Here is a 26,774-nt window from a genome sequence, read left to right on the forward strand (position 1 = left end):
ACAATATGGTACAGCTTTCCTCTTGTCATTCCAGCTTCAAATACTGGAATGACAAGAAAAGTGATAGAACAATACACAATTACTTATTCTCTTCTTTATTATCTATATCTTGATAATCAGAATCTACTACTTTTTCTTCCTCATTATTTGTTGTGGATGAGCTTTCTCCACCTTGCTGTTGTTGAGATTCCTTATACATAGCTTCTCCAAGCTTCATAGAAAGCTGGGAAAGATTAGTAACCTTTTGTTGTATTGAATCAGCATCATCAATGTTATCAGATTTACTAACTTCCTTTAATTCGTTAACTGCATTTTCAATAGCAGATTTATCTTCCGGAGAAATTTTATTACCATACTCTGTCAGAGATTTTTCTGTAGAATGAACTAAGCTATCTGCCTGATTCTTCACTTCAATAAATTTCTTACGCTTTTCATCTTCTTGTGCTTTTTCTTCAGCTTCTTTTACCATGCGATTTATTTCATCATCAGATAGGCCACCTGAAGACTGAATACGTATTTTCTGCTCTTTTCCAGTAGCTTTATCTTTTGCAGAAACGTGCGCTATTCCATTTGCATCTATATCAAATGTCACTTCAATTTGTGGAACTCCACGCGGAGCAGGAGGTATTCCTTCTAAACTAAATTGACCAAGTAACTTGTTATCAACTGCCAATTTTCTTTCACCCTGATGCACTTTAATTGTAACAGCTGTTTGATTATCTTCTGCAGTTGAAAACACCTGGGATTTTTTAGTGGGAATAGTAGTATTACGTTCAATAAGTGTAGTGAATACTCCCCCTAGAGTTTCAATACCAAGAGAAAGTGGAGTTACGTCAAGTAGTAACACATCTCTTACATCACCTTGAATGATTCCTGCCTGTATTGCAGCTCCAATTGCTACAACTTCATCAGGGTTGACTCCTCTATGTGGATCTTTGCCAAAGAATTCTTTAACTTTCTCTATGACTTTTGGCATACGAGTCATGCCACCAACAAGAACCACTTCGCCAATTTGACTAGCAGACAAACCAGCATCCTCAAGAGCTTTTTTACAAGGAGCCATAGTTCTTTCGATTAAATCATTCACTAAGCTTTCAAGTTTTGCTCTCGTTAATTTCATATTTAAGTGTTTTGGAACACTTGCATCAGCTGTAATAAACGGTAGATTTATTTCCGTTTCCATTGCACTTGATAATTCAATTTTCGCTTTTTCAGCAGCTTCTTTGATTCTTTGCATAGCCATTGGATCATTCTTTAAGTCAATCCCATTACTTTTCTTAAATTCATCAAGTAAATGATTCACTACCGCATTATCAAAATCTTCACCACCTAGATGAGTATCACCGTTTGTCGCTTTCACTTCGAAAACTCCATCACCTATTTCAAGTATTGAAACGTCAAATGTACCACCACCAAGATCATACACTACTATTGTGTGTCCGTGCTTTTTATCAAGACCATAAGCAAGTGCTGCAGCAGTTGGTTCGTTAATTATCCTGAGCACATTTAATCCAGCAATTTTTCCTGCATCTTTTGTTGCTTGACGTTGAGAATCATTGAAGTATGCTGGCACTGTTATCACAGCATCTTTTACTTCCCCTCCAAGATAAGCTTCTGCTGCCTCTTTCATGTTTTGTAGTATATATGCACCAATTTGACTAGGAGAGTATTCTTTATTATCAGTTGTTTTAACCCATGCATCACCATTTTTTGCTGCAAACACTTTATACGGCACGTTTAGATTTTTCATTTCAGAATCACCGTATTGACGGCCTATTAATCTCTTAGTAGCAAAAAAGGTATTACTTGCATTGGTAGTTGCTTGCCTTTTTGCTGGAGCACCAATCAATTTTTCTCCTGACGAAGTGAATGCGACTATAGACGGAGTAGTTCTTGCCCCTTCTTTATTTTCTATTACCTTTGTATCTTTACCCTGCATTATTGCAACACAAGAATTTGTTGTCCCGAGATCTATACCTATTGCTCTTCCCATAATGAGTACCCCATTGTAAATATTATCTGATATAAGATATATAAGTATAAGACTCGTTAATTACAAGTCCCGTTTAGTTATTAGAACTCAAAAGACGCGAAAGCCATTTAGTCAACCAAAAATTGCCTAGTAGTTTATTTGAGCTATCGGCTTCTTTATTGCTGCTATTCACAATTTGATATCCAGAATTCTGTAATGGCTCATAATCATTTAAATTAACATCATCTCCTTGCTTTAAAATAAATGTATTCACATCTAAACTGTCATCGATACTAACATCCAATGTAATATTGAACTCTTTTTCGATTGTAGAAACTACATCGCGTTTATTATTAAAAATGTGCGCTATAACTGCACTGCGAGCTACTAAATCAAAGGACTTATTTTGATTCTTATTAGCAATATGTTGCAAATTCCTTAGTATCGATGCAACAACCACTTCGTTTGATTTCACTCTTCCAATACCTTTACAGTGTAAGCACTCTGTAGTATTAATTTCTTGTATATTTGGTTTAATTCTTTGTCTTGAAAAGACCATTAAACCAAAGTCATTTATAAAGCTAAATTGAACTTTAGCTTTATCATCTTTAAACGCCTGCTTGATAGCAGACTCAACAGCTCTACAATACTGATATTTCAACATGTCAATAAAATCAACGACTATTAACCCTGATAGTCCCCTGAGATTCGCTTGCCTTGATATTTCAAGTACTGCCTCCATATTAGTTCTATAAGCCGTTTCTTCTATGCTATCTTCTCCTGTCATCTTTCCTGAGTTTACGTCTATTGAAACAAATGCCTCAGTTAAGGTTATTACCAAAGACCCACCAGATGGCAATTCTACTCTATTGCCATATAACTCAGAAATTTGATCTTCGACTTTATAGTGAGTAAAGATTGGAACATAACCTCTATATAATCTGTAACACAACTTACTACCCTTTAATGCATTTTTAGCATATCGCCTTACTGCTTCAAAAGCTTCCTTTCCAGACACTATAATCTCTATATCATTACTACAAAAATCACGAACAGATCTTATAATCACATCTACTTCATTGTAAATTAATGACGGAGCATTTACAGAAGAGGCATTTTTTTGGATGTCTTGCCACAATGAAGATAAGTAATCGTAATCTCGCTCAATTTCTTTCTTACTTTTTCCTGCACCAACAGTTCTTACTATCAAACCTGATCTTTTTGGTAAATTTATTGAATTTAATATATCCTTTAACTGTTTTCTAACATTGGTATCTTCAATTCTGCGAGATACTCCACCCTTACTCATGGAATTAGGTATGAAAACACAGTATCTACCGACTAAAGTTATGTATGTTGTAAATGAAGCTCCTTTGTTTCCTCGTTCTTCTTTTGTGAGTTGAACCAATATCTTTTGATTTACTGAAATCACATCTTGTAACTTGTACTTTTTGTGTAAAGGTATCTCCCTCACAAAATTACTGCCAGACTCACCAATACTCTTGCTCACTGTAGAATCAGAGGAAACATTTGCTAGCGTTTCCTCTGTGTGATTATCATTGGAACAGCCCTCAAAGATAGTTTCCTTTTCTTTTTCTGGAATATTAAAGTAATTTAGAGATATCTCAGAAAAAGACAAAAAACCTTGTTTATTTTTTCCATATTCAATGAACACGGCCTGCAAAGCAGGTTCTATACGCTTTATATAAGCAACGTATATATTACCTCTTAATTGCCTTTTTTCCTTGAATTCTTGTTCAAACTCTACAACCTTATCATTAACTAGTAAGGCAATCCTTACCTCGTTAGAACAGTTAGCACTTTCTATCAACAATAACCTTTTGCCATCATTTGCCACTTATTTACCGTCTGCTTTTCATTCCGAAATTGGCTCTATGCTACTTAATATATTATTGATTGTCAAGAATTTTACGATCTGCATTATTCGGTTGACTTTCAGTGTTTTGTGTAATAAACTTGCATAGAATTTATTATATTACTATAATCATGGCGAAAAAAAATGCTTCTTTGCTTGTTAAGTTAGTTAGTACTGCAAACAAGATAACAAAAACTGGAGAGGAGAAACTAACATGCTATTTTTATGTAAAAAAACGTAATCCTAAGAAGCTTTCCAAGAAGCTCGAATTTAGGAAGTATGATCCAGTGGTCAGAAGACACGTATTGTTTAAAGAAGAAAAATTAAAGTAAGTCTATTATTATGTAAAATCTACAGCCAAGTCATACTATAATGATAGAGCTAAGTAATATAAGGCAAGAGAGACTGAAGTTAATAAGGATTATTGAATAATTAATAAACATAAAAGTACAAAACAAAGAAAACGCTCTGAAACCTAAAGTATCACACAGTAGGTCAAAAATCTAAGGGTTTTCCTTGAGATACTTATTTGACTTACTTATTGGGCTGGGTCGGATCAATATATAAACGTAAAAATAACCTGAGCTTGTCTAATGTGAATGTAGTTTGAGTACAGAACAAACAGCAGAGTGGCAAAATAAGATAGAGAAGAAAAATAGAAAGAAATGCAGACTTGGTATTCACTAAGCAAATATTGTACCCTTAACGGCATCATTCCAGTGGCCTTGTTGTCAAGTAATGATTTTTTTTCAAAAAGTAATAACACTTATATTAATATAATGTTAGTATTAGCATATTAATATTATATCAATTTTTAAATCAAGGGGTATATTATGACAAAATATAGTTATAAAAGTCGGGATGATCAATTAAGTTACGGTCCTGAATTTCAGAACATGTTGTCACAAAAAGTAAACAACTGCGTGGGCCTCTGTAAAGCATAGGCGTCAAGTTAAGGAAATAAAGGTATGAAAGAGATAGAATAATAAGTTCTCCCAGATATACTTTTAGTGAGAGAACCAATGAATAAAATAACTTGCTTATCAAAAAAGCTCAAAGAATTTTTTAATGAAAAAGCAGACAAAATCTCAATTACAACAAGGTTTATAATTGAGATTTTAGATTTACTGAAGAAGCAGTGGAATTTATGAAAAGAATGAATCTGTGGTTCTCTTTAAAAATATCTTGCAAAGAGATTTTTAGAAAACGAGGTATTGTTAGGAAAAGAAGCAAAAATTAGAGTAAGAATTATATGTCAGAAACTAACTGAATATGGCCAGAAGAAGGAAAGCTAATAGATTAGCGAGATCGCAAGGATATACATCCTCTACAAGAATTGTTAAACTGGTCAATACTAATGTTCCAGAAAATAAAATTAGTGCTGAGCAATAGAGTAAGGTGGCAAATTATTTAAATTGTATAAAAGCCATATCAGACTTGATGAGCTGCCGTGCAGAGATTATGTGAACTATATGCTAAATTGTGCGCAATTCTTATATTTCACGGCATAGTTGGTTGCACAGAAGTGAAAAAGAATACAGAACTTAGCTGTAATAGTTTAGACTTAATCTGACAGGCGTGAATTAACTGACAGAAGAATTGACAAAGTCAAAACCAAAATCCTGTTTAATGCTATCAGTATTTTTCTGATAAGCAATATGTATACTATCAAAAAAGGTTTGCATAGCAATATTTACCTGAACGCGGTCTAGATCTATTGTAAGAATGGACCCAATGGTCTACATCTAACTGAAGTCCTGCCAAAGAGGTGTAAATTTTCTTTCTAAAGATAACATTGTAACATTCATCTTCTGTGGAACCTTTCACATATGCCATTAGTCTGTGGAGTTGGTTCGAGAATGATCAATATTTTCTACTCCCAAATATAGCTGCGATTTTCAGGTCTGCCACAATACTCTGTACCACGATCCGTCAAGGCTATGTTGCATAGCACTGATAGGCATGTAAATCACAATGAATTTACGCAGCTAATTTAAATTTAGCCATACCTATATCAGTAAATTTGTTCAGTAAGTAGCACTTAATTAACACACGATTTACCTCTGATTTATTTTTCAAGCCAAACCCAAATAACCTATAGAAAAAGACTTCAATATAAGACCGTGCTCCATACTTAACTTTTTTCTTCCATTCATTAATACCATCTTCATAATTCTCATATTCTACTTGTTTCTTTCTGATAGCTAAACAAATTTTAGCTAGGGCGAATAATAGGCACAATATTCTGCATTCTTTATACACACTTTTTATATCATAAGCCGCATCTGCTCGAATAGAACAAATGTTATATTTATCACTGACTTCCTCTAACATATCGCAGACCGGCACAGCAACACCACTATTCTTATCATTTACGTTTAAAACAACATGTAGTTTTCTTACTTGACCATAGCCACTGTATTTTCTTTTTCGAGTATTATGCCCACCGTTATTATTGTAGATACTAACTCTAGTGCTATCTACGGCAATTTTAATATTTTCCAAATCATCTTTATTGGTTCTATGGTCATCAATCTTCAAATTAAGCTTTTTAAATCTTCTGGAAGCTTGTGTATAGCTGATAACCTTAAGTTTTTTGCCTATTTGTACCATATAACCTTTTACAAAACCTACAGCTTGTCTCAAGCCAATTCTAAAAAGATATGTGTATTAAAATTACAACTTTACCACTATAAGTGTACCTGCAACTTTTGGACTATTTTCATACCAATTTTCTATTAACAAAATGAAAAACATTTCCTCTTTTTTTGAGAAACTCGTTATCAACTATGTTTTTTTAAAAATTTTTTATTTGTGTAATTCTGTAGCTTTGTTCAATCATGTGGGCAATAAAAATCCGTGTGTCATAGAAATAAAATTTTATATCAAACAGCTGCCATAACAATTTCTGTTTAGCTAATGAATATGTGCTTTAAGTCTGTGTAGACGCACATATTCATTAGCCAATTTCAGTCACCGTTGTGAGAGTATGCAAATTAATTGCTGCTTTAAGTCTTGCATTAGCAATTACTATGATTTTTCGCATTAGAGCTTACCATTTTCTTCTTACCACTTTCAACAAGCTTGGAATAAAAGGCACCAAGTACAGATTTGGACCTTGCAGCAGACATGGCAGCTGTAGCTTTTTACGGACATTACTTCTACCACCTTCGATAACCAACAGCTTTACCACTTTCCCTAGGATGAGGTGCTACTCCGGCAAAACTTGCTACTTCTCTTCTGTTTAAGTAACCAAGCTCTGGTATTAAATACAGAAAATCTTGTGATAACTTTTCAGGAACTGTTTTAAGGATTTTTTGATGTTCTTGTAACTCATGGCTTTCATCAATGATTTTTTGTATAGTATTATTGAGTTCATCTATTTGGCTATTAAAGAATTCAATAGTTTTTTGACAACTTTCCCTTATATGGTCGTTTTCAGGTGCTTCCAGTCTACATTTTTCCTGAGTTCTCATTTGCGTAACGACGTTGACAAAGTGCAACCAAGGTTGATTGTTTTTTAGAAGTAGGTACGAATAGAGAGAGAGTTCTATGACACTCAAATCCATATTGAGCAAGAGCCCTTGCATCTGATTTATCGGATTTTGCTAAAGTTCCGTGAGATAAAATAAAACTTTTTACTTTGCGGGTATTAGCTCGATGTACTGTGATATTCTTGTCAATAAGAAAATTCGACAAACCAATTTTCCTGTGTTTTCTAAAGTCTTACTATTACCCATAAGTATAAAGTTCAGTAGCAAGCCTCCATCCTTCTGATAAATCAAAGAGACGTCTCCATCCTTTCCAAAGGGTAATAGGTCCAGGTTCTGGGTCATTTTTTCTGGCTAAGTGGCCTCCAAGCTGAGCAATCCATGAAACAACCTCTTTTATAGTAGGAGTTACATTTGGGCATTTGTGTATTTTCGCGTATAAAACTTTCCACTCTTCTTCAGCTAATAAAGTAGTGTTGGATTGGTTCTTGCAATTGTTGTAATAAAAAAAATTCTCCAAGCAATAACACTCATAACCGTTAAATACCTCATTAATCTTTCTGCTGTTTCAAGTCTACATTCTTCAACTTTAAGGCCAGATTTTAAAATTTTATGAAGTATCTCTATCTTCCATCTAAGACAATACCAACTAACCTTTTCAACTGCCTCATCAAAAGTATTAACAGGAAGATTCGTTAAAAGCATCCACTCTAGCGGACTTGCTTCAGGAGGACAGAACACCATAAACTGCATAAAGTGGTAGGTTATATAACTCTTTATACCTTATGTGCCTTTTAGGCGGATCCATCATAAACTTCCCAAACTTAACCTCTAAACATGCTGTTCTTTTTGGCTTATTATCTCTAGCAGGGATTTCAATTTCTATTGTACCAATGCTAGAGAAGTCTTCAAAAAATTCCATAATTTTTGTTTATCGTTGGAAAATCTGGATTTTCTATTTATATCTCGATCTTTGGAAGCTCTTACTAAAACTGCTGAGTTAAGATTACGTGCAAGTTCAAAAAATTCATAAATATCTGCCTCTCTATCACATACAGTTATAGCTTCAGTTTTAGTTGAGTCTATATATGCTATCTGTTTTCCTTAGGCTTTCTAGCCACTTTATACTTTCTTTATCTTCAATATGTGCTCTTTTACGATTCCTCTCTTTTAGCTCTTTGGCTTCTTCAGAAACAGGTGGTCTCGAGTAAATTTTTTATTCCTAATGCCAAGCCTTCTGTACTAACAGCAAAAGCTGTATGCAGCATAACACCTTTACTACGTTTTCTTGAGATAATTCCCAACCCACTTGCCATTTTTATACCCTCAATATTTGCAAACTTTAATATTCTAATACTTTATTTATAAGTCCATTTATATTTGTGGGTAATAGTAAGTTCTAAAGTCACTAAAGAATTAGGTAAGATATCTGAGAACTTTTGACACAATTGTTGCCAACCAGAAGTATTATTGTCAAATTCGACAGCATTCTTCTGCTTGTGAACTGCAACAACATTTTTGAATTTTCCGATGTCAATGCCAATAAAATTTTGATAAGATGCAATCATGATAACCTCGATAGTTTTATTAATTTAAGATTGTAAACGGGTATGTCCCACACAACTATTCAAACGTATCGAGAGATGGGCTAGTGTACCTTGATAACGACGGTTGTAATACCAATTTTCCCTCGGTCGCACATGCCCGTGATAGCTCTATTCCTATAGTGAATAGAGCTATCTTTCCCTCTTGTTCGTTTTATAACATATTTTTAACTTACAATATTCTCTTTGGTTACTTACTCTCATTTTTTGTGGCATAAGTTATACTTGTTTGAAAAATGCTTATTTTACAACAAAATGCGTTACTAACCATATATTGAAAAGCTTTTCTCCTTACAATATAACACTAGCTATGCAACAAAGCCATGCGGGTTATACGGGAGAAAAATTTGCAACTCAAATAAAAGATATTATTGGTGCAACTGTTGAAGTGATAAAGAGTAAGGAATTGCATACCTTTGCTGTATTGTAGAAAAGATGGGTTGTTTTTTGCTTAGTTAGAAAAATGTAGGCGATTGTGGCGAGCGGAAACTCAACACCAGCTTACAAATTTGCTTTCACTGCTCTACTCCTGAAAAGATTTTAAACAGGTTCTTAGAGCCCCTTTCACATAATGGTATGACATTCTATTTATGAATCAATGCTTTTAATATACAATAAGAACATTTTCGTTGTGATTCAGGTTTCTAGTATGTATATTAATGAATCTTGTTTTCACCAAATAATGAAAATAATAATTGTCATGATAATGTTATTGTATAGTAACTATACAATGGCAAACGAACGAATAAGTCTAGTGGATAAAAAACTATCTCAAGGATATGTAGCTCCAGTGCTTACAGAAGATAGCGTTATTTTATCAGACAAGCACGGTGCTTTATATTCTTTTGATATTGATAACTCAAAGGCTATGAATTGGAAATTACACCTCTCACATAGGAAAAAAATTGGTAACATGAGCCTATCGCATTATGAAAAAAATGTTTTCTTTATAGTGGATAACACTTTACACGCAATAGACGCAAAAACTGGCAAGATTGAGTGGGAAAAAGAATTGAGAGCTCCAGTAAGAGGGAAAGCAGCAGTAATAAATAATAAATTGGTAGTATTGACTATTGATAATTATCTGTACGTGTTTGATATAAAAGATGGCAGCTCCGTTTGGGCTTATCAGAACGGTATCAATGAGGTTCGAGGTTTGTATTCCATATCGCCAACAATTTCTAACGATAAAATAATAGCACCATTTTCAAATGGTGAGTTAATAGCTTTTAATGAAGACGGTAAAAAATTGTGGAGCCAAAAATTGGCTACAAACCTTTTGGATACACAGCTCGCAGATGTAACTACTACACCGAGAGTGCTTGGCGATACTTTAATAGCTACAAACAATTCTTATATTTATGGTATTGACGTGAAATTAGGAAATATTTTGTGGTCAAAGTCACTGCAAGTAAAAAGTGTATCAGACATTGAGTCATATTATAGTCCTCTTATTCCTGCAGAGAAACAAAAAGAAGGCGGAAGAATTTTTATAGTAACTGAAGATAATAAAATAATCGGCCTGGATATAAAAAATGGAGAAACGGTCTGGACATCTAATTTAATAGAAAATACGCAATTGTTTGCTCCAATTATGCATGCCCATACACTGTGGGTGACAAGCAATAAAGGTTCAATGTTTGCTTTTCCGGGATCTGAAAGTGCAGGAAAGGTAGTCAAAGTACCTGGTAATGTGTTTCACACTCCAGTGTTTACTCGCAATAAGATATATGTAACAACTGAGAGAAAAGGTGTTTATTCTTTAGAAAATAGGTTTGTTCTTTATGATTGATTATGACCTGATTGTTATAGGTGGTGGTCCAGGTGGTTATAAGTGTGCTATCGCTGCTGCAAAACTTGGATTGAAAGTTGCCTGTATAGATAAAAATAGCATTTTTGGTGGTACGTGCCTGCGGGTTGGGTGCATACCCTCCAAAGCATTGCTCCATTCTTCCTATCAGTATGCTCACACGAAAAATGATCTGTCGAAGCTTGGCATAAAAATTAAGGACGCAAGTTTCGATTTAAAAGAAATGCTAGGTTATAAGGACGCCAGAGTTCAGGAACTTGGAAAAGGTATAGAATATCTGTTTAACCTTCATAAAATCACTAAAATCAATGGGCTTGGGAAAATTACTTCTTTTGACCAAGGTAATCTTGAAGTTTCAGTTGAAGGTAAGGTGCTGAAGACAAAAAATATAGTAATTGCAACCGGTTCTGATGTTATTTCTTTGCCAGGAATTAATATCGATGAGAAAGACATTATTGCTTCCACCGGTGCACTATCTTTAACTGAAGTACCAAAAAAACTTGTCGTAATCGGAGCCGGGGCAATAGGGCTTGAAATGTCTTCTGTATGGAGGAGGCTAGGGTCTGAAGTCACTGTAGTAGAATTTTTTGATAGAATCGCTGCAGCAATGGATGGAGAATTAAGTAAGTCTCTACTTTCTAGTCTACAAAAACAAGGAATGAAATTTTTACTTAGCACTAAAGTCGAGGAGATAAAACAAAGTAGTAACTCTTTGAATGTGGAAGTTTGCTCTGTAAAAGATAATCAAACAAACACTATAGAAGCAGATAAGGTGCTGGTTGCAGTAGGTCGCAAACCATGCACTGAGGGTCTTGAAAAAATAGAGAAAGACAGTCGTGGTTTCGTTCAAGTTAACAACAGATATGAAACTAATGTGAAAGGAATATTTGCTATTGGTGATGTGATCGGTGGAGCAATGCTTGCTCATAAAGCAGAGGAAGAAGGGGTAGCAGTCGCAGAGATAATAGCAGGACAGTCACCTCACGTTGATTATGAAATTATACCATCTGTCATTTACACTCACCCTGCGGTTTCTTCGATCGGTAAAACCGAAGAGGAACTCAAAAATGCTGGCCGTCAATACAAAGTTGGTAAATGTCAATTTGCTGCAAACGGCAGAGCAAAAATCATTGATGATGCTGAAGGATTCGTGAAAGTGCTGACTTGTAGCAAAGCAGATACAATACTCGGTGTGCATATCATAGGGGCATACGCTGATACGCTAATCAACGAAGCAGTGGTTGCAATGGCATACGGCGCAGCAGCAGAGGATATATACAGAATTTGTCACTCTCACCCTGATATAAACGAGGCCTTCCGCGACGCGTGCATTGATGCTTTCTTTAAAAAATAATTGTGGACCTCAGTTCAATCATTGAAAAATGGTATGAGTGGCTGAGGTGCAACAGATCTTATTCACCAAACACTTTAGAGTCATACATGAGGGACTTGAAGGATCTTATAAGTTTCCTAAATACTCACATTGGTGGAGAAGTAAATGTTGGGACTCTGAAAAATTTAAGTATACCTGAGTTAAGAAGTTGGCTTACCTCTCGTTATGCAAGAGGTGTGAATGCAAGATCTAACGCTCGTGCATTGTCAGTAATCAGAAATTTCTTCAAGTACATAAAAAACAACCACAATATAGACAATGAAGCTGTATTTTCCTTATCAAGGCCAATTCAGAGAAGAACTCTTCCTAAAGCACTTTCAATATCTAACATAAAAACTCTATTGAAAGAAATGAAATTGCCTGATTTAGGCGAGCCTTGGGTGGTAAAAAGAGAAATTGCAATTATCGTTCTGCTATATGGAACGGGCTTAAGAATCAGTGAAGCGTTGAACCTTAGGATTAGTGATATTAACAATGAAAGTTTAATAGTAACAGGTAAGGGAGATAAACAAAGGCAGGTATTCATTCTTCCGGTAGTAAAAAAATGTATACAGGAGTATATAAAAGCCTGTCCTTATTTTGATGAAGCACAATATCTTTTTTTGGGAGTAAGAGGAAAAAAATTGGGAAGAACTTATGTTGCTAATCGTTTGCAACAAATAAGAAGATTTTTAAACTTACCAGAAATTTTATCTCCACATGCATTTCGTCATAGTTTTGCTACTCATTTGCTTCAGGAAGATATTGACATAAGATCAATACAACAACTGCTTGGCCATTCAAGCCTTGAGACCACTCAAGTTTACACTCACCTCAATTATCAAGATGTTTTTAATATGTATAAGAATTTTCAGCAGAGTTTGAAGCACCGAACAGAAAAAATCTGTCAAACCACATGAAGAAACTTGTATCTTCAAGGAGTAAGGCATTGTATCTCTCCAGGTTTAGTTTTTAGTAGCTTTTAAATATAATAATACAGGAAGCACTTTTGCAGTTATAACCGAATTCTTCACTGGTGCCATAAGTGCCCGTTTTGTAGCATGAGACCTGCTGCAAAAGGTGATTGAAAAAGTGATGTGAGATAGGTAGAAGAAGAATAAGCAGATTGAGTAAGGTAAAAAAATGAGCTTTAGTTACTATAACATGAAGAAATACCCAAGAAACTTTCGTAATATAACAGGTTTAACTATAGAGGAGTTCGAAAAGATGGTGGAAAAAGTGAGGTCTGAGTGGAAAAACCTTGAAAAACAGAAAAAGTGCCATGGTAGAAAATCACAATTACCAACTCTGGAAGATAAGTTATTTTGCGTAATTTTGTACTATCGCACTTACATAACACATAGATTTTTAGGGTGCCTGTTCAATGTGCACAACGCAAATATATGTAGGTTGTTGAAGAAAATAGAGCCACTACTTGCTAAGAAAGTTACTATAACAAAAGATAGGAGTATGACACCAGAAAAAATACTAAAGATTCTGGCTGATGTTACAGAACAGCAAATACAGAGGCCAGAAGATAGTAAAAAACGGAAGAAATCATATTTAGGAAAAAAAGAACCAACACTATGAAAACTGAGATTGTTATCGAAGAAGATGGAAGAATTTTATCAGTGTCAAAGTCATATCGTGAGTGATTTTCGTATAAGGAAACAAGAAAAATATTTACCAATCAACAGCATAAAATATGCTGATTCTGGATATCAAGGTTGGCAAAAATTGCAAAGCGATGTTATAATTCCATATAAAAAGTATCGTAAAAAGCCATTAACTCCAGAGCAGAAAGAGCATAATAGAAGATTAGCATCGTTTAGAATGAGAGTGGAAAATAAGATCCGTGAGATAAAGATATTTAAGATTATGTCCCATATTTACCGCAATTTTCAGAAAAAATACAACTTGAGGTTCAATATTATTGCTGGTATTATCAATCTTAAGCACTCCTTCTAGTTAACCTTGATTTTAGTCACCCTCCTTTCCTTTTTTTTATCGCTTGATTCGCAGCAGATCTTATGAAAAATGTCGACCTCTATGATGTCGGAAATTTCGGGACTCAATACCTTCACTTTCGTTGCACCCTGTGTTGTCCATTCCACCAGCTTTACTAAGCTCGTTACCTTACGCAGCATAATGGTCTGTTCTAGGCTGTTGGCTAGACTTTGCCTAAGTTGACCAACTGAATTTTACGCACTTTGCTTGGCGCACTCATATCTAACACTCCTTTCTTTTATTATTTTATAACTTACTTTTTTAAAGTAAGTCTTGTTTAATACATTTAAGTGATTAATTGGCCAATTTCGACTAAATTTTTGTATGAACTAATTTGTTTAGCTTTGTTGTAAAAATCTCACGCTTTTATTTGCACAACGCCGCTTCTATTTAAGTTGTTCTCACGAAGGTAGGTACTTTTTTTGTGTTTTTTGAAAAAGTAAACATTCAAGATTTTTATGGCGCTAATTTTTAGTATGTTTCCATACTAATCAATCTAAAGTGGCTATTAATAATCTTATATAAAGCATGAAAAAGTATATAAATCTTGACCTTTCTATTAAAATATTTAATAATTAAAGTATATTATTATTTTTAGTAAAAAGGAGATACTTATGACTTTAACATCGGAACAGTGGAAAGAAATACTAGATGCAGTAAATTTAAACGAGGGTGATATACTTGAAGCAATAAAAGAGAATTTAAAAGAAAAACATAAAGATACATATCAAGAGTGGGAAGGAAAAGACTTTAATGTAAATCATCTATTTTATGTATCATGTACCATAGATAAAGAACAATATCATGCAAAATTAGCATTATTGCATATAGCTGCTTTTAACGGTCGCTTAGGTACAGTTAAATACCTTGTAGACGATAAAAAGGTTAGCCTTGATCAAAAAGATAATAATGGCAGAACTGCTTTACATGGGGCTGCTTTTAATGGCCATTTAGATATAGTTAAATACTTTGTAGACGATAAAAAGGTTAGCCTTGATCAAAAAGATGATAATGGCGAAACTGCTTTACATTGGGCTGCTTTGAAGGGCTATAAAGACGTAGTGACAACTCTATTAGAAAAAGGGGCTAATCCTTTAATAAAGAATAAGAACGGTAAAACTCCAAGAGACCTAGCTAATGATGAAAATATAATACAGCTTTTAAAAGAGGCAGAAGCTAAGCAAATGAAAGCAATAATTAGTTTTGCTTCAGGTATTATAACGAGTATTATAATTGGACTGACAGTAACTATTGGATGCAGTATTGCCGGCGTTGAGTTACCAATATCGATTATAGCTGCGTTAGTAATAGGAGTTATTGCTGGTGGTATTACATATTCAGTATCAAAGCCTAGTGATAAGCTAGATAAACTTGACTTAGAAGTAGCTAACCAACAAGTACCTGAAAAAGCTTGATAACAAAAGCCCAAGCAGAAGGGAGGGCCATCTTCACTGCCATTAAGTTAAGGGAAAGTGATGGACTGTATTGTAAAATCAGGTAAGATCCACAAATTAAAAGAAGTAATGACATGAGTAAAAAAAAGAATAATCATGTTTATAAAAAATAAATTGATGAGTTTAAACTTTATAAACGCACACAGAGCATCCTCAAAAGACTTCTCACGAAAAAGAAAGCTGCCCTTCATTAATGTATTTCTCCTGATTTTTAGAAAGAGTGTAAAGTCATTACAAGTAATGCTTAATGAGTTTGTTCTGCATACAAGAAAAGATTACACAATTACGGCAAGTGCATTTACTCAAGCAAGAAAGAAGCTAAAGCATACTGCGTTTTCAGAGTTAAATGATGATATAGTTTCCCTATACTACCAAGATCAGGAATTTAAAACCCACCATGGCTTCAGAGTACTTGCATTTGATGCTTCAATACTGATTCTGCCAAAGAGCGACAAAATAATAGGCGAGTTTGGCTCAAGAGCAGTATGGAATGGAATCCAGAGATTTGAAGACTATACAAGTGCAACCTTTGAAGTTTGCTACGATGTGCTAAATAATATTGCAATAAAATCTGTGCTAAGTAGAGGTGACAGCTATGAGGTTGATTTAGCGATCGGTATGCTTGAATCCATAAAATCAGACGATTTGTTAATCTGTGATAGAGGATACGTATCTTATCGATTTCTTGCTGAGCTTACAGGAAGGAAAATCAATTATATAATTCGCTGTCCAAGTTCGTCTTTCAATGAAATAAACGCTATGTTTAAGCCGGAAAGCCCATCTAGTATGGTGGTAGTGTCTACCGCACCTATTAAAGTAGCAAGACAGCTACGAAAGCTAGGATTACCTGATGAGATGAAATTCAGGTTAGTCAAAATAATACTTTCTTCTGGAGAAGTTGAAGTGTTAGTAACATCTCTGTTAGATGAGCAAAGTTTTACAGTCGAAGAGTTTGAGAGATTATATTACTTGCGCTGGGGAGTAGAAACATTTTTTTCTAGGCTGAAGGGAAGATTAAATTTAGAGAATTTCACAGGAAAAAGTATTGAAACTATCAAGCAGGATTTTTGGTCAACTATCTTCATCAGTAATCTAGAAAGTATCATGATAGAAGATGATGAAGAGACATTGAGCGCACAGAATAGTAAACTAAAAAAAAGCATCAATAAATCTGTCTCATTTAATGCGATTAAAAACTTAGCCTTTGATATTTTTTCTACAGAGTCAGACATAGACTGCATTATGGATCGACTATCACAGTTATTTTTGATGAACACTTTAGTGGTAAGAAAAGGGAGAAGAGTTGATCGTCATAAGATATCTGATATTCGTTCACTCAACTACCAGAAAAGAGCTAGAAAACATGTGTTTTAAATTCAAGATATCTTTTCAGTATCATTGCATTAGTACATTCTTTGCAAAATAACCTGCAATTATTACTTTTTTAAATATAGCTCTTTTCATAATAGTACAAACGAGGTAAAATAAGATTTTATAGTAGTGAAGGTAAGTATGCCAGCAGCATATAGTTATGATTTAAGAAAAAAAGCAATGGAATCACTAGAAGAAGGAGAAAGCAGAGAAGCAGTGGCAGCAAGATTTAAAATTGGAAGAACTACGTTATGGGAGTGGCAGCAAAGAAAAAAAGAAACAGGAGATTTTCAGTCAAAAAAACTTGGAAATGGAGGTTATAATCACAAAATTACTGACTGGAATAAATTTACTGAATTTGCTAAAAAATATGGTGGAAAAACTCTATCGGAAATGGCTAAGCTTTGGAGCAATGTTAGTATCCCAACGATTCATCGAGCTCTTAAAAAAATTGGACTCACACGCAAAAAAAGACATATGGATACAAAGAAAGGGACGAAGAAAAACGCGCTGAATTTTTGAAAATTATAGCAACAAAAGAACCTCAAAACTTAGTTTATATAGATGAGTCTGGCATTGATAACACCGAGGACTACCCTTATGGATATTGCCAGAAGGGACAGAGGTTTTATGCTCTAAAATCTGGTAAAAAAATTCAACGAATCAGTATGATTGCAGCCTTAAACGGCAGAAAAATAGTTGTTCCGTTAACATTTGAAGGCCACTGTAATATGTTAATAAATGGTTTGAGCAGTTTTTGACACCGATCTGGACAAACTTTGATAATGCTACTTTTCATAAGTCTAATAAGATTACTGAATTTGCTAAAGGAGTTGGCGCAGAAATTTTATATCTACCGCCTTATTCTCCCGATTTTAACAAAATTGAGCATCATTGGTTTGCTATAAAAAACAGAGCTAGGAAAAACATCCCTCTATTCACATCTTTTCGTCATGCTGTTGATTCCGCTTTTCTATAAGCTTTTCGGACTATTATGAAAAGAGCTATACTTTTAATCCGTGTGGACGTACATACTGTAATTGCTATTGAATGATGGAGAGACATACTCCATTATTTTAGCACGAAGTAACAAATTCAATGAATTAGTTCTTCAAGAATAATTTAAACTTTTACAGTAGGAGTAGTCTCATGAAATATTATAGCGGGTTAGATATCTCACTCAAAGAAACTTTTATTAGTATTGTTGATGAGAAAGGAAAAATTGTTGAAGAAGAGGTTGTTGCAAGCGAAAGCAAGGCAATAGCTGAGTATTTGCTCAGTCAAAGTAAAGAGTATGAAGCAATAGGAATAGAAGGGTATAAAGAAAGCAGTAGTTGCATTAGCAAGAAAACTAGCTGTAATTATGCATAGAATGTTGGTTGATAAAACAGAATTTTATTATTAATAAAGGGAGTGTTAAATAAACTGTGTCAAACCAAGAAATAAAAATATAATTGATATAAAAAAACGGAGGTTTGACATGAGTCAAGTAAATAAAACTACCGGTTTGGTAGATTATAAAGAATTAGAAACCTGTCGTCTATACGAGAAGGAAGACCGTTGACAGGAAAGGAGGGAGCATTAACACCATTTATAAAAAAGCTGCTGGAGGCGAGTCTAGAAGGTGAAATAGAACACCACTTGTCTGGTGAAAGCGAAGAAAATAATCGAAGAAATGGGAAAAACTTTACGTACAACTCATTTGAGTTGTTAACACCTAGAGACAGGGAAGGAAGCTTTGAACCCCAAATAGTTAGAAAAAGACAAACAACAGAACTTGAAGCAAAGGTCTTAAGCACATTTGCCAGTGGCATGGAGATATAGCGTCACATATTGAGGAAATTTACGATCACAAAATATCGGCGGCAGAGATATCAAGTATTACTGACAAACAGTAATCAACGAATGGCGTAGTCGTCCGCTGCAGTCTGTATATCCGATAGTTTTCATGGTTTTTTAAGGAGTTGTGTAAGTAAATGTATGTATAATATATTAGCAAAATGGCAGAAAAGAAGTTTTATTTAGCTGAAAGTGAAGTTCTGGTTGGGAGTACTAAATGATCTCAAAGAGAGAGGAGTGGAAGATATTCTAATTGCATGTGTAGATGGGCTAAAAAGCTTTCCTGCAGCAATAAACGGTGTGTTCCCTAATGCAGAATGTGTATAGTGCATCAGATACGTAACTCACTGAAGTATGTAGCTAGTAAAGAGTTTTTTGAGTGATTTAAAGAAAAGCTTCAAGTAAGGAAATTGCCGAGAATTATCTGTTGGAATTAGATGAAAAATGGGGCACAAAGTACCCTATAATCTTGGCAGAATAATTGGGAAAACCTATCTGGTTATTTTAAGTATTCCGACCCAGTTAGGAGGATAATCTATACTACTAATCCCATAGAGGGGCTACATAGGCAAATTAGGAAATTCACCAAAACCAAGGGCTCATTTACTAGCATAAATGCCTTGTATAAACAGGTATATTGTGCTATAAAGAAAGTAGAGCAAAAATGGCTCTGCCTAATTGGGCTTTAACTGTATCTCAACTTGACATCTTCTTTCCTGGTAGATTGAAAATTGAGTTGAATTAAAAATGCAGGGGAATGTTCAAAAAAGTGTGTCAAACCGAAAAAAAAGTAATAAATTGATATAAAAAAATGGAGGTTTGACAATGAGTCAAAAAGTAGTAAACAGAACTAACGGATTGGTAGATTATAAAGAGTTGGAAACCTGTCGTCTATACGAGAAGGAAGACCGTTGACAGGAAAGGAGGGAGCATTAACACCATTTATAAAAAAGCTGCTGGAGGCGAGTCTAGAAGGTGAAATAGAAAACCATTTATTAGCTGAAAGTGAAGAAAATAATCGAAGAAATGGGAAAAACTTTACGTACAACTCATTTGAGCTGTTAACGCCAAGAGATAGAGAAGGAAATTTTGAGCCGCAAATAGTCAAAAAAAGGCAAACAACAGAGCTTGAAACGAAGATTTTGAGCACATTTGCCAGTGGTATGAGCTATAGAGATATAGCTTCACATGTTGAGGAAATACATGATCACAAAATATCGGCAGCAGAGATATCAAGTATAATTACTGCCTATAATTAATGAATGGCGCAGTTGTCCACTGCAATCCGTATACCCAATAGTGTTTATGGTTTTTTAAGGAGTTGCGTAAGTAAATGTATGTATAACATATTAGCAAAATGGCAGAAAAGAAGTTTTATTTGGCTGAAAGTGAGGGATTGGTTGGGAGTGCTAAACGATCTTAAAGAAAGATATCAACTATGTTTAAAAATTTTTTATTTGTGTAATTTTGCAACTTCATATGGCAATAAAACCCCGTTTTGTCGTATAAGAATAGAATTTTATATCAAACAGCTACTACCTTACTTAAGCCAATGAATATGTGCGTTTAGTGTGTGTGTGGACGCACATATTCATTAACTAATTTTAATTATTGCCATGTAAATTTCTAAACATGCAAATTAATTGCTTCTTTAAGTCTGGCATTGGCGATGACTATAATTTTACGCATAAGTGCAGTGAGTGCTACCATCTTTCTTTTACCACTATCAATAAGCTTACAATAAAAAGCAGCAAGTTCTGACTTGGAGTTTCTAGCAGCCATAGCAGCTGTGAAAAGCTTTGAACGAACGTTACTTCTTCCACCTATAATCCTTCGGTAACCAATAGCTTTACCACTTTCCTTAGGATGAGGTGCAACACCTGCAAGGCTTGCAACTTGCCTTTTGTTTAAGGAACCAAGTTCCGGTATAAGGCACAATAAACATTGAGAGGTTTTTCTACCTATTCCAGGAACTGTTTCAAGAATCTTCTGGTATCGGTTCAGTTCAGGGTTTTCATTGACTATTTTTTGTATAGCTTGATCAAGCTTTTCTACCTGATTATTGAGGAATTCAATAGTTTGTTGACAACTTTCCTTAATGTAATCATTTCCAGGAGTTTTAAGCCTATTTTTTTCTTGAACAAGCATTTTTGTAATATCATCACGACGCTGACAAAGTGTAAATAAGGTGGTTTGTTCTTTTGAGATAGGTGTAAATAGCTGCAGACGTCCACAACGCTCAACACCATATTGGGCAAGCGCTTTTGCATCCAGATTGTCAGTCTTTGCCAAAGTTCCATGAGATAGAATGAAGTTTTTAACTTGACGAGTATTAGCACGATGCACAGCAATGTTTCTGTCAATAAGAAAATACAATAAGCCAAGCTCATAGCCTCCTGTAGCTTCTAAAATTATCATGGAATTGGGTAAGATATTTGAAAATTTTTGGTAAAATTGTTTCCAGCCAGAACAACTATTGTCAAACTTGATAACACTTTTTTGTTCATTCACTGCAATGACAAATTCAAGTTTTCCGATATCAATGCCAATAAAATTTTGATAAGATATAACCATAAAGAACCTCGAGAGTTTAAGTTAAAATTTAAGATTGTAAACAGGTGCATATGTATGTCCCAAACAACTATTCAAACGTCTCGAAGGATAGGCTTGAGTACCTTGATATCTACGTATGTGTAATACTACCGTCTTACGGTCGCTCAAGCCTTTGATAACTATATTTTTTTATAGAGCTACCTTCCTTCTTGCTTCTTTTATATCATATTTCCAACTTACAACCGTCTTGCTAGTCAACAAAAAAATTACTCAAGCTGTATCATAAAATCAAAAAATACTTCTGATTGTGTAACAGTACACAGATTACAGTTAGTGAATATGTTGAATGGATTGGAAGCATTTTTTGATTTTAAACTACAGTCAACATCCTAGTTCTGTAATTCTTGATATGATTTGGATCAAAAGCACTTTTGGATGTCAGGATACCGAAAATGATATGGAGTAGCTTACGCTCCCACAATTGCCATATTATGCTTACCCTTCTTCTTTAGTCTTTGGCAAAAACTCACAATGATAGGATTGTGATTCTTGGCTACTATGGCAGGAAAGAAAAGGGCCTTACGTAATGTTTGTAACCTGATTTACTTAATCTTGGTTTAGAATGTACAGATGAACCTGATGTTATATTTTTCGGTATAACTCCTGTATATGCTGCCAATTGCCTGGCATCTCTAAAAGCTTTTATGTCAGGGATTTCAGCTAAAATAGCTATTGCTGATTCCTCTCCTATTCCTGGAATAGTCAATAGAAGCTGAAAATTTTCCAACAATTCTTTGTGCTGCTTTAATAGTTTGCGTATGGAGTTTTTTATTATTTCTATTTTTTTAACTATATTCGTTGCAAGATCCTCCCAAGCATTTGCAACTTCTTTAGGCAGTCTCTCTTTTTTTTCTAGGTGGTTATTTACTAATTCTTTTAACGCAACTGAGCAACGATAAAGATGTTTTAATTTTTTCATTTCAGAAGAAGGTGGTGTCCAACGAGTTGGTTCCTGTCTTTGGCAATAATCAGCAATAATTTCTGCATCAGTCTGATCATTCTTTTGTCTTACGAGCTTACTCCTTGTATAAGATTTAATACAATAAGGATTTACAACACTAACAAAATGTCCAGCATTGTGCAGAAATTCAGCCAAAGCTTCGCTATAACAACCACATGCATGCCTTTACTTCTTCCACATTATGCTTTTGTAGAAAACTCAGCAGACCTTGAAACCCAAGATCATCGTTCTTAAAGCTCCTTTTCCTAGTTTCACGCTTTTCTTTTTTACTTATGAATGAAAGAAAAACATCAAAGCGATCTTTTGATACATCAATTCCAAGAAAGTTGTTGATCATATATAACCCCATACGTTACCATTTAAAACGAAAAGTAAGCCTTCTAAGAAACTCCCTCAACCAGTTCATCTTTTTGAACTAAGATGTAGCCAAATTCCTGTGCTTTTTTGATCAAGTTTTTTTTAACTCTCTCTTTGTAACGTGTTTCATAATAGTTCATTCCTTTTTCAACATATTCTTACCCATACTTTAGCATACTATAAAAAATGCATGCTAGTTTTCTTGCGGTAGCCGTGATTGCTTTTGGTGCACCTAGTCGTCTCTTTATTCTTCTACAGTACGCACCTATTCCGCTGTTGCTTCTTGATACACAGTGAGCAGCTATTCGAAATGCATTTGCAGCACGATTAATGACTTTACGCGTTCTTGTGCTAAACACTTTTTCTCCTGTAATTTTATTGGCAGGGCTAACCACGATGAAAAGTGTTTTTCTGTCCGCCATCTATTAGGGTTTATGCCAGTTTCTGAAATTATTGTTTGTATGGTTACTACATCAAGTCCTGGAACTTTTCCCTACCTGTAATTCTATGCAGTTCTTCGTGTATAGCAAAATTTGGCCTATGTTTTGTAGACTTACGCTTTATTTTATTACATAGCTTGTTCCCACCTGACTTTGTCTCAAATGTTTTATAATATCCTTCAATACTTCTATCACATTCTGCTATTTTTTCCTGATAAATATTGTATAGCTCAAACTCTTGTTTTAGTGTAAACAGGTGTTCCTCTCTATAGTTAATGCTTTTGCAATGGTAGATTTATCATTTTTTATTCGTCCATCTCTTAATTCAGCTAATTTTTCTGGATTTCTTTCACCCTCAAGTATTGCTTTAATAATTTGCATGCCAGTAACTCCTGTTATATCGCTTATCACCTTATGCAATTGAATGCTCATTTGAATTAACGCTTTTTGCATACGTTGAATGTGTGCTGCTGCACTTTTTATTAGGTTATCTCGTTGTCTAGCGTAGCTGCGTAATACACAAATTTGATTATCTGGTCTAAATGCAGTCCATAGCTATGCAGTTGTTGTAACCACTGGCAATCATCAGATTTTCTTCCAGGCACATTCTTAACATATTTTGCGTTTACTAATTTTACTTCAAATCCATATGATTCAAGTACTTGAAACAAGGGGATCCAATACACTCCTGTTGATTCCATGGCTATTGTAGTAACTTTGCACCTCTTTAACCACTTTGCTAAGTTATAAAGATCTTCTGTGAAGCAGCAGAATTTTTGTATATTCTGTTTATCTCTTCCTTCTGGTACACATACATAATGCACAGATATCTATTCCTGCCGCATCAGACCTCTAATTTACTTTTTGTTTTTGCCATTTCTAACCTCCATCATATAATAATTGAAAAGCACTTCAGCTTGGAACGGTTGAATTATACGCTCTTCTAATCGAGGTAGTCTCAAAGACTCCATCAGTGATTTTCCTTCCAAAACCATGCTAACCTACGGGCACTAAGGCACCATTGCCTACTCGGCTATAACTGCAGAAGCGCTTCTCCGTAAAATTATATTCAAAAAAGTAGAAAATAGGAGTTTCTTTCTGGTTTGACAGGTTTTATATCTGTCCGATGCTAACCTTGTGGATACAGAATTAGAGCCATTTAGGTCTTTCTACGATACCGTCCAGCCTATACTTTTGAGGAGGGAACTCTTATCTTTCTTACAGATTTTATATCTAAGAGGAGAAACAGAGTTCTTCCCTCCTCCACCTAATGCTTAAGCTTAAAACATTAGATGCTTTTTACAAGATACAAGAAGGGAAGCGGTAAAAATTATTTTAGACATTAAACAATAAAATTAGTAATTTATAGACTCTTTAAAAAAAATTATCTTATTTTAGATCAAGATTTCTTAAAAAATAAATATAATAAATAAACCTTAAATGGTTGCTATATTGGGCGTACTCTTAACTTGACGCCTATGGGTATCTGAAATGACCAAAGGTATTTTGCTTAATTTTCTCTAGCATATTCTTCTATAGAATTGCAAGACTATCTAATACCGCATACTGATTTCTCTTTTTATTTTGTACAAATTAATTAAGTAAAGTGAGTACAGTATCCACACTACTAAAAAAAATGTGGCATAAAACATAAACATTACAATGAGTGGCAACAGTAAAGAACTTTCTATTGCTACTCCACCTCTTCTTAGAATACTTGCTGGCTGATGAAGAGTAGACCATAAATTCACAGAAAATTTTACTATGGGAATATTTATAGCACTAAAAATGGCAAATACTGCTGCTGATTTTTCTGCCCTTGCTTTATTGTCAAAAGCGCTCCACAATGAAAGGTAGCCAACATATAGGAAAAATAAAATCAGCATTGAAGTAAGCCTTGCATCCCATACCCACCAAGTGCCCCAAGTTCCTTTTCCCCAAATGCTGCCTGTGATTAAACATATTGCCGAAAAGACTGTCCCTGCAGGAGCAGCAGCATGTGCCAAGATACTAGCAATGCTATTGTTCCACACCAACGAAATGAAACTGAGTGATACAATAAGTCCATATATTCCAAGAGCAAGCCATGCAGAAGGCACATGAATGTACATAATTCGTACAATTTTTCCTTGTTTATAATCCTCTGGGGAAAAAAATAACGCCAAAAACATTCCAATTAAAAAACATGCGAAACAAATAACCCCAAGCCAAGGTAGTGCTTTTTTAGAGAAAGAAGAGAAATTTGTAGGTTTTAATAAAAACATTTGTTTTGAGGATAATTGTGTTAAGAATTTACCAATTAGTTTGACTTTTATCAACAAGATAGTTTTTCTATATTTACGTAGGTTAATAAATTAGCATAATTTCAGAGCAGGTTGCCTATTTGCCATATGACCCTTAAAAAGCTTAATCTACACTTAGTATCAGATTCAAGTGGTGAAACTGTTATATCAGTTGCAAAATCAGCCCTGAAGCACTTTCGTTCTGTAGAAACGATCGAATATGTTTGGTCTTTCGTAAAAGGAGAAGAGCAGATTGACAAAATTCTGGAGGAAATTAATAGGAAAAATGATGAGCATAATTTTGTTATATGCACTATTACTGATGATGAGCTAAGAAAATATCTAAAAGATAACTGTATAAAGCTGAAAATTCCCTACAGAGCAATATTATCACATATTATTAAAGAAATTTCATCCTATCTTGAAATTGAAAAAGACGAAAAGCTTGACTTGCATACTGAGATAAACAACGAATATTTTCAGCGCATTGACACAATAAATTACACGATTAATCATGATGATGGACAAAATATTCAAGATATTTATGAAGCAGATATAATTTTGATTGGAGTTTCACGCACATCAAAATCTCCCACTAGTATGTATTTAGCTTATCGAGGCTACAAGGTTGTAAATGTTCCTTTTATTAGTGAAGTACCCTTTTATGTCGATTTGGCAAAATTAAAAAATAAGCTGGCGATAGGAGTAACAATAAACCCAAGTAGACTAGTAGAAATACGCAAAAATAGACTTACTTCAATTAATAACAAAGATAATAATATATACGCTGACCCTAGAAAAGTAGAAAAGGAAATTAAAGAAGCAGAGGAGTTCTTTAAGCAAAATAACTGGCCAATTATTGATGTCACGCAAAAGTCGATTGAAGAAGTATCAGCAACAATTATACAATATTTTAATAAAATGTGAAAAATTTACCAATTGACTAACTCTCTATAAATAATCATAATATAGGGTAATTTAGTTCTTAATATAGATATGAAAGTTAAAGCGTCGCTAAAATCTTATCGCAATAGAGATAAAAATTGTAAAGTTGTAAAAAGGGATGGTAAGATTTACGTTATAAATAAGGTAAATCCAAGATGTAAAGCGCGTCAAGGTTCTTAGCTTTTTATTCACCTTCTCATATCATATGGAAACATGGTGGTTGTATCTAGAAAGAAAAGTTGTTATGCTTGAGTATAGCCTTGCTCATTTCTTCTCTTATATTATATTTTAGTATTAGTACGATTACAGGCAAATATGGCTTGTTAACATTAATCCACTTTAAAAAAGAAATCAATTACAATAAACTTTTGCTAAGTGCG

Annotated in this window: 15 protein-coding genes and 12 pseudogenes; 16 read left to right on the forward strand and 11 right to left on the reverse strand. The window is 34.3% G+C overall.

What is annotated here, in order from left to right; translation table 11 throughout:
* Nucleotides 1–79: 79 nt before the first annotated feature.
* Together dnaK and ABLO99_RS05315 are read right to left on the reverse strand one after the other, a co-directional pair.
* On the reverse strand, nt 80–1,993 hold the full coding sequence (gene dnaK / locus ABLO99_RS05310) for a molecular chaperone DnaK (RefSeq protein ID WP_349967082.1): 1,914 nt from the start codon (nt 1,991–1,993) through the stop codon (nt 80–82).
* 73 nt (nt 1,994–2,066) lie between these two features.
* The gene (locus ABLO99_RS05315; RefSeq protein ID WP_349967084.1) at nt 2,067–3,830 is read right to left on the reverse strand and encodes an Rne/Rng family ribonuclease; all 1,764 of its coding nucleotides are present in this window, start codon (nt 3,828–3,830) and stop codon (nt 2,067–2,069) included.
* 149 nt (nt 3,831–3,979) lie between these two features.
* Between ABLO99_RS05315 and rpmG the strand changes: the two genes are divergently transcribed.
* The 3 genes and pseudogenes from rpmG to ABLO99_RS05330 form a co-directional block, all read left to right on the forward strand.
* The gene (rpmG, locus tag ABLO99_RS05320) at nt 3,980–4,180 is read left to right on the forward strand and encodes a 50S ribosomal protein L33 (protein WP_349967086.1); all 201 of its coding nucleotides are present in this window, start codon (nt 3,980–3,982) and stop codon (nt 4,178–4,180) included.
* Between the two features lie 690 nt (nt 4,181–4,870).
* Complete coding sequence (locus tag ABLO99_RS05325; RefSeq protein WP_349967088.1) at nt 4,871–4,999, forward strand: hypothetical protein; 129 nt, start codon at nt 4,871–4,873, stop codon at nt 4,997–4,999.
* A gap of 39 nt (nt 5,000–5,038) precedes the next feature.
* Nucleotides 5,039–5,397: pseudogene (locus tag ABLO99_RS05330) on the forward strand (IS4 family transposase); the annotation flags it as partial.
* A gap of 34 nt (nt 5,398–5,431) precedes the next feature.
* On the opposite strand, the pseudogene ABLO99_RS05335 reads toward ABLO99_RS05330, so the two are convergent.
* The 5 genes and pseudogenes from ABLO99_RS05335 to ABLO99_RS05370 all read right to left on the reverse strand — a co-directional run.
* Nucleotides 5,432–5,784: pseudogene (locus ABLO99_RS05335) on the reverse strand (integrase core domain-containing protein); the annotation flags it as partial.
* Nucleotides 5,785–5,828: 44 nt separating this feature from the next.
* Nucleotides 5,829–6,461 (reverse strand): hypothetical protein, encoded by a 633-nt coding sequence (locus ABLO99_RS05340; protein ID WP_238580396.1) that lies wholly within the window; start codon nt 6,459–6,461, stop codon nt 5,829–5,831.
* A 346-nt stretch (nt 6,462–6,807) separates the two neighbouring features.
* Nucleotides 6,808–7,684: pseudogene (locus ABLO99_RS05345) on the reverse strand (IS110 family transposase).
* A pseudogene (locus ABLO99_RS08680) lies at nt 7,581–8,649 on the reverse strand (IS4 family transposase); the annotation flags it as partial. The pseudogenes ABLO99_RS08680 and ABLO99_RS05345, both read right to left, overlap by 104 nt.
* An 81-nt stretch (nt 8,650–8,730) precedes the next feature.
* Nucleotides 8,731–8,907 (reverse strand): annotated as a pseudogene (locus ABLO99_RS05370) (IS110 family transposase); the annotation flags it as partial.
* A 364-nt stretch (nt 8,908–9,271) separates the two neighbouring features.
* On the opposite strand from ABLO99_RS05370, the pseudogene ABLO99_RS05375 reads away from it, so the two are divergent.
* The 11 genes and pseudogenes from ABLO99_RS05375 to ABLO99_RS05425 all read left to right on the forward strand — a co-directional run.
* Nucleotides 9,272–9,537 (forward strand): annotated as a pseudogene (locus ABLO99_RS05375) (hypothetical protein); the annotation flags it as partial.
* Nucleotides 9,538–9,625: 88 nt separating this feature from the next.
* The gene (locus tag ABLO99_RS05380) at nt 9,626–10,735 is read left to right on the forward strand and encodes a PQQ-binding-like beta-propeller repeat protein (protein WP_349968488.1); all 1,110 of its coding nucleotides are present in this window, start codon (nt 9,626–9,628) and stop codon (nt 10,733–10,735) included.
* A complete protein-coding gene (gene lpdA, locus ABLO99_RS05385) occupies nt 10,728–12,107 on the forward strand; it encodes a dihydrolipoyl dehydrogenase (RefSeq protein WP_349967096.1) in 1,380 nt (459 codons plus the stop codon). The genes ABLO99_RS05380 and lpdA overlap by 8 nt, the downstream gene beginning before the upstream one ends.
* A 2-nt stretch (nt 12,108–12,109) precedes the next feature.
* Nucleotides 12,110–13,045, forward strand: coding sequence for a tyrosine recombinase XerC (locus ABLO99_RS05390; protein ID WP_349967097.1), 936 nt, complete (start codon nt 12,110–12,112; stop codon nt 13,043–13,045).
* Between the two features lie 223 nt (nt 13,046–13,268).
* Nucleotides 13,269–14,093, forward strand: a pseudogene (locus ABLO99_RS05395) (transposase family protein).
* 653 nt (nt 14,094–14,746) lie between these two features.
* Complete coding sequence (locus tag ABLO99_RS05400) at nt 14,747–15,547, forward strand: ankyrin repeat domain-containing protein (RefSeq protein WP_349967099.1); 801 nt, start codon at nt 14,747–14,749, stop codon at nt 15,545–15,547.
* Nucleotides 15,548–15,682: 135 nt separating this feature from the next.
* Complete coding sequence (locus ABLO99_RS05405) at nt 15,683–16,960, forward strand: IS4-like element ISWpi18 family transposase (RefSeq protein ID WP_349966866.1); 1,278 nt, start codon at nt 15,683–15,685, stop codon at nt 16,958–16,960.
* 138 nt (nt 16,961–17,098) lie between these two features.
* Nucleotides 17,099–17,936: pseudogene (locus ABLO99_RS05410) on the forward strand (IS630 family transposase).
* A gap of 170 nt (nt 17,937–18,106) precedes the next feature.
* Nucleotides 18,107–18,328, forward strand: a complete 222-nt coding sequence (locus ABLO99_RS05415) for a hypothetical protein (RefSeq protein WP_349967101.1) — start codon at nt 18,107–18,109, stop codon at nt 18,326–18,328.
* Nucleotides 18,329–18,437: 109 nt separating this feature from the next.
* A pseudogene (locus ABLO99_RS05420) lies at nt 18,438–19,541 on the forward strand (IS256 family transposase).
* An 80-nt stretch (nt 19,542–19,621) separates the two neighbouring features.
* Nucleotides 19,622–20,226: pseudogene (locus ABLO99_RS05425) on the forward strand (transposase); the annotation flags it as partial.
* A gap of 196 nt (nt 20,227–20,422) precedes the next feature.
* On the opposite strand, the gene ABLO99_RS05430 reads toward ABLO99_RS05425, so the two are convergent.
* From ABLO99_RS05430 to ccmC, 4 genes and pseudogenes are all read right to left on the reverse strand, one after another.
* A complete protein-coding gene (locus ABLO99_RS05430; RefSeq protein ID WP_349967103.1) occupies nt 20,423–21,370 on the reverse strand; it encodes an IS110 family transposase in 948 nt (315 codons plus the stop codon).
* 349 nt (nt 21,371–21,719) lie between these two features.
* Nucleotides 21,720–22,707 (reverse strand): annotated as a pseudogene (locus tag ABLO99_RS05435) (IS110 family transposase).
* Nucleotides 22,708–22,750: 43 nt separating this feature from the next.
* Nucleotides 22,751–23,994 (reverse strand): annotated as a pseudogene (locus ABLO99_RS05440) (IS110 family transposase); the annotation flags it as partial.
* A 726-nt stretch (nt 23,995–24,720) separates the two neighbouring features.
* Nucleotides 24,721–25,431, reverse strand: coding sequence for a heme ABC transporter permease CcmC (ccmC, locus tag ABLO99_RS05445; protein WP_349968431.1), 711 nt, complete (start codon nt 25,429–25,431; stop codon nt 24,721–24,723).
* Between the two features lie 126 nt (nt 25,432–25,557).
* Here ccmC and ABLO99_RS05450 point away from each other — a divergent pair, with 126 nt between their 5' ends.
* The gene (locus ABLO99_RS05450; protein WP_349967104.1) at nt 25,558–26,376 is read left to right on the forward strand and encodes a pyruvate, water dikinase regulatory protein; all 819 of its coding nucleotides are present in this window, start codon (nt 25,558–25,560) and stop codon (nt 26,374–26,376) included.
* Nucleotides 26,377–26,445: 69 nt separating this feature from the next.
* The gene (ykgO, locus tag ABLO99_RS05455) at nt 26,446–26,574 is read left to right on the forward strand and encodes a type B 50S ribosomal protein L36 (protein ID WP_349967106.1); all 129 of its coding nucleotides are present in this window, start codon (nt 26,446–26,448) and stop codon (nt 26,572–26,574) included.
* Nucleotides 26,575–26,774: the final 200 nt, after the last annotated feature.

The sequence above is a fragment of the Wolbachia endosymbiont of Armadillidium arcangelii genome (genome assembly GCF_040207875.1).
In the GTDB taxonomy this organism is placed as follows: Bacteria; Pseudomonadota; Alphaproteobacteria; order Rickettsiales; family Anaplasmataceae; genus Wolbachia.